Here is a 4488-nt window from a genome sequence, read left to right as displayed (position 1 = left end):
TTCCTGCGCCGCCGGGCAGCGGCTGACCTCGAGCACGCCGACGCCGGACCGCGCGGCGATCGACAGGATGTCCCGCGCTTCGGCGTCGCGCGGACGCCCGCGGAAGGCCGCCTGGTCAAGGCCGAACTGGCCGGACCCGAGGCCCAGTTTCGCGATCGGTGAGGTCATTGAGGCGTAAGGCTTGGTAAGGTCCCTATGAGCCGTCACATTGGACCGCAGATGCCTAAGAAGCCGTCTACACAACCTTGCCCGGTGGTTAAGCGTGAAGGTTAAGCGTTGGTGACCCGAGCCCCCCTGCCCGAATGGCCGACGTTCGGCCTGGCCGACGACGTGCGGCCGGCGCTGGCCGAGGCGCGGGAGCGTGGCGAGGCCTGCGTTCTGGCCACCCTGGTGCGGCTGGAGGGCGGCGGGCCCCGGCCGGTCGGCACGCAGATGGTGTTCGGCGTCGCGCTGACGGCCGGCTACTTCTCCGGCGGCTGCGTGGAAAGCGATGTCGCCGATCACGCCTTCGCCTGCCTGGCCGACGGCGAGCCGCGGACGCTGATTTACGGCCAGGGCAGTCCGTGGCCGGACATCCGGCTGCTGTGCGGGGCCGGCATCGAGATCGTGCTGGAGCGGATCACCGCCGACGATCCGGCCCTGGCGACCCTGCTGGCGGCGACGCAGGCGCGCGAGCCGGTGGTCTGGGTGAGCGACGGCCGACGGCGGGTCTGCGCCGCGGACGGGGCGCCCTGGCCCGGCGCGACGGTCGTCCGTCGCTATGAGCCGGCGCCGCGGCTGGCGGTCGTGGGGTCGGATCCGACGGCGCTGGCCATCGCCGAGCTGGGCGTACGGTCGGGCTTCGAGACGACGCTGATCCGGCCAAAGGGCCCGCAGAGCCCGCCGCCGATCGCCGGCGTCGCCTATCGACGCGACGAGCCGGAGGCGGCGCTGGGGGCGCTGAACCTCGATGCCTGGACGGCGGTGGCGGTGGCGACGCACGACCTGGAGATCGACCAGGCGGCGCTGCGCGCCGCCCTGCCGTCGGCGGCGGGTTACGTTGGCTTGCTGGGCGCGCGGGCGCGGATCCCGGAGCGGCTGGCGCGGCTGCGTGCCGCCGGGGTGTCGGACCGTGACATCGCCAGGCTGCACGCGCCGATCGGCCTCGACATCGGCGGCAAGGCGCCGTTCGAAGTGGCGGTGTCGGTGATCGGCGAGATCATGGCGGTGCGCTACGCCCGGGCGAGCGGCAGCACCTCGACAAGCTCGCCGTCGGCGGCGGCCGAGGCGCCGACCGGCCGCCGCAGCAGGGCGTCGGAGACCGCGAAGACGCTGACCAGCGACGAGTCCTGATCGCCGTAGGGACGGGCGGTCACCGCGCCGCCCGCATAGGCCAGCCGGGCCCGCATCCAGTGTTCGCGGCCGCCATTGGCCGGCAGGGCGCCCGCGAGCCGGGCGGCGATGATCGGCAGGTCGGCCGGCGCACCCTGACAGGCGGCGATGATCGGGCGCAGAAACAGCTCGGCGCAGACGAAGGCGGAGGCCGGGTTGCCGGGCAGCCCCAGCATCCGCCGGCCGTCGGCGAGCACCCCGAAGAAGGTCGGTTTGCCGGGGCGGACCGCGACACTCTCGACCCGCATCGAAAGGCCGAGGGCCTGGCCGGCGGCGCGGACCAGGTCGTGGTCGCCCACCGAGGCCCCGCCGACCGTGACGATGAGGTCGGCGTCGGCGGCCCGCAGCGCCTCGACAACGGCGTCCAACTCGTCCCGCACGGGGCGGGGGCGCGTGACCTCGGCCCCCCAGCCGGCCATCAGCGCCGACAGCGCCGGGCCGCCGGAGTTGTAGATCTGGAACGGCCCGGGCGCGCCGGGCGCTTCGACGAACTCCTCGCCGGTGGCCAGCAGGGCGATGCGCGGCCGGCGATGCACGCGCACCTCCGCCCGACCCGCGGCCGCGGCCAGGGAGATCCGCCAGGGATCGAGGCGCTGGCCGGCGGCGAGCAATCGCTCGCCGGCGCGGAAGTCCCCGCCGGCGGGGCGGATGTTGGCCCCGGGGGCGGCGTCCGGGACGCGGACGGTTTGCCCGTCGCGCTGAGCGTCCTCCTGGATCACCACCGCGTCGCAACCCTCGGGGACGGCGGCCCCGGTGAAGATGCGCACCGCCTCGCCCGCCCCGAGAGCGCCGGCATAGCCGTGGCCGGCGGCGCTCTCGCCGACGATCCGCAGGGCGGCGGCGCCGTCCGCCGTGCGCACGGCCCAGCCGTCCATCGCCGAGGCGCGGAACGGCGGCTGGTCGCGGCGCGCGGCGACGTCCTCGGCCAGCACGCGGCCGGCGGCGTCGGCGAGCGCGACGGCTTCGACGCCGAGCGGCGCGATCTCGGCGAGCATCCGGGCGCGGGCGTCGTCGACGGAGAGCAGCCTCAAGCCCGCCAGTCCCCCGACTTGCCGCCGGTCTTCTCGAGCAGGCGGACCGTCTCGATGACCATGCCCTTCTCGGCGGCCTTGAGCATGTCGTAGAGGGTCAGCAGGGCGACGGAGGCGGCGGTCAGCGCCTCCATCTCGACGCCGGTCGGGCCGGTGGTCTTGACCCGGGCGGTCACCGACAGGCCGCCTTCGGCCGCCTCGACGCGGACCTCGACCTTGGACAGGGCGAGGGGGTGGCACATCGGGATCAGGTCGGCCGTGCGCTTGGCGGCCATGACCCCGGCGATCTCGGCGACGGCGCGGACGTCGCCCTTCTTGCCCTCTCCGGATAGCGCGAGGGCCAGGGTGTCCGGCGACATGCGCAGAAAGCCCCCGGCCAGCGCCTCGCGGGTGGTGGCCGGCTTGTCGGAGACGTCGACCATGCGGGCGCGGCCGGTCTCGTCGAGATGGGTGAGCTTGCTCACCGCTCCAGAAGCCTCGGCATTAGCTCGACCATGTTGCAGGGCTTGTGACGGCTGTCGAGCTGGGCGGCGATGACCTTGTCCCAGCCGTCGCGGACCGCCCCGTTCGAACCCGGCAGGCAGAAGACGAAGCAGCCCTTGATGATGCCGGCCGTGGCCCGCGACTGCAGGGTCGACAGGCCCACGGACTGGTAGCTGACCAGGTGGAAGACGACGGAGAAGCCGTCGATCTTCTTGTCGAACAGCGGCTCCAGGGCCTCGGGCGTGACGTCGCGGCCGGTGATGCCGGTGCCGCCGGTGGTGACGACGGCCTCGACCCCCTCGGAGACCCAGGCCAGCACCTGGGCGCGGATGGCGTCGACGTCGTCGGGGACGATCGCCTTGCCGGCCAGCTCATGCCCGGCCGCGGTCACCCGCTCGGCGAGCAGGTGGCCGGAGGTGTCGCTCTCCTCGTCGCGGGTGTCGGAGATGGTGAGGACCGCGACGCGCACCGCCTTGACCGGCAGGCTCTCGTCGATGCGGCCGCCAATGGAGAGGGACATGCAAGGGCTCCGTGAAGGTCGGCGTCTTTCTAGACCGCCGCGACGGCGGATCGCTACTCCTCGTCACTCCCAGCGGGCGATGTCGGCGTGGTCCTCGGCGCGGGGTTCGATCCAGCGGGCGCCGTCCGGACCATGCTCCTTCTTCCAGAAGGGGGCGCGGGACTTCAGATAGTCCATCAGGAAGTCGCAGGCCTCGAACGCCGCGCGGCGGTGGCGGGCGGCGGTGGCGACGAAGACGATCGGCTCGCCGGGGGCGATCTCGCCGACCCGGTGAAGGATCCGCAGGTCCTGGAGGTCGAAGCGAGTGCGGGCGTCGTCGGCGATCCGGGCGATCGCCGCCTCGGTGAAGCCGGGGTAGGCCTCGAGCTCCAGCACGTTGGTCGCGCCGGCCTCGGCGCGGGCGAGGCCGGTGAAGGTCGCCACGGCGCCGGTTTCCGTGCGCCCCGCCGTGAACTCGCTGAGCAGGGCGCCGGGATCGAACGGCGCGGCCGCGAGGGTGATCATCCGCCGCTCATCGGCGGCAGGAAGGCGACCTCCGCCCCCGCCGCCAGCGGCCGGTCGCCGAGCACGATGGCCTGGTCGAGGGCGACCTGGACGCCGGGGCCGGAAAGCGCCGCGCCGAGGCGGTCGTCCTCTCCGGCGAGCTGCGCCTTGAGGGCCGCGATCGAGGCGGCCTCGACCTCGCGCTCGCGCCAGCCGGCGAGGTCGCGCAAGGGGCCGAACAGCAGCACCTTGGCCATCGTCAGCCTCCTGTCGTCGACATGTGCCGCGCGACGGCCGGGGCGGCGGCGCGGGCGATCTGGAAGTCGTGGCCCTTGGGCTTGGCGTCCACCGCCATACGGATGGCGTCGACGAGGTCGGCGTCCGAGGCGCCGGCGCGCAGGACGGCGCGCAGGTCGCTGGCGTCCTCCTGGCCAAGGCAGGTGTGAAGAGTGCCGGTGCAGGTCAGCCGCACGCGGTTGCAGGCCTCGCAGAAATTGTGGCTCAGCGGGGTGATGAAGCCGAGCCGGCCGCCGGTCTCGGCGACCTCGACGTAGCGGGCCGGGCCGCCGGTCTGCAGCGGGATGTCGCGCAGCGCCCAGA

Annotated in this window: 5 protein-coding genes and 2 pseudogenes; 1 reads left to right on the top strand and 6 read right to left on the bottom strand. The window is 73.9% G+C overall.

Features of this window, described 5'->3' with window-relative positions; all coding sequences use genetic code 11:
- Positions 1–279 precede the first annotated feature (279 nt).
- On the top strand, positions 280–1332 hold the full coding sequence (locus ACILRF_RS14755) for an XdhC family protein (RefSeq protein ID WP_395674201.1): 1053 nt from the start codon (positions 280–282) through the stop codon (positions 1330–1332).
- Here the strand turns inward: ACILRF_RS14755 and glp are convergent.
- The 6 genes and pseudogenes from glp to ACILRF_RS14725 form a co-directional block, all read right to left on the bottom strand.
- Positions 1284–2402 (bottom strand): annotated as a pseudogene (gene glp / locus ACILRF_RS14750) (gephyrin-like molybdotransferase Glp); the annotation flags it as partial. The gene ACILRF_RS14755 and the pseudogene glp sit on opposite strands and share 49 nt — an antisense overlap.
- Entirely contained in the window at positions 2399–2866 is a 468-nt protein-coding gene (moaC, locus tag ACILRF_RS14745) for a cyclic pyranopterin monophosphate synthase MoaC (protein ID WP_395674199.1), read from the bottom strand. The gene moaC and the pseudogene glp, both read right to left, overlap by 4 nt.
- Complete coding sequence (moaB, locus tag ACILRF_RS14740) at positions 2863–3405, bottom strand: molybdenum cofactor biosynthesis protein B (RefSeq protein ID WP_395674197.1); 543 nt, start codon at positions 3403–3405, stop codon at positions 2863–2865. The genes moaC and moaB overlap by 4 nt, the downstream gene beginning before the upstream one ends.
- A gap of 63 nt (positions 3406–3468) precedes the next feature.
- Positions 3469–3909 carry a molybdenum cofactor biosynthesis protein MoaE gene (locus tag ACILRF_RS14735; protein WP_395674195.1) on the bottom strand — a complete coding sequence of 147 codons (441 nt, stop codon included), beginning with the start codon at positions 3907–3909 and terminating at the stop codon, positions 3469–3471.
- The gene (locus tag ACILRF_RS14730; protein ID WP_395674193.1) at positions 3906–4145 is read right to left on the bottom strand and encodes a MoaD/ThiS family protein; all 240 of its coding nucleotides are present in this window, start codon (positions 4143–4145) and stop codon (positions 3906–3908) included. The genes ACILRF_RS14735 and ACILRF_RS14730 overlap by 4 nt, the downstream gene beginning before the upstream one ends.
- Positions 4146–4147: 2 nt before the next feature.
- Positions 4148–4488: pseudogene (locus ACILRF_RS14725) on the bottom strand (GTP 3',8-cyclase MoaA); the annotation flags it as partial.

It is taken from the genome of Phenylobacterium sp. (genome assembly GCF_044236515.1).
Lineage (GTDB): Bacteria > Pseudomonadota > Alphaproteobacteria > Caulobacterales > Caulobacteraceae > Phenylobacterium.
The sequence above is the reverse complement of the archived record's forward strand: the minus strand, read 5'-3'. Positions and strand labels throughout refer to the sequence as shown.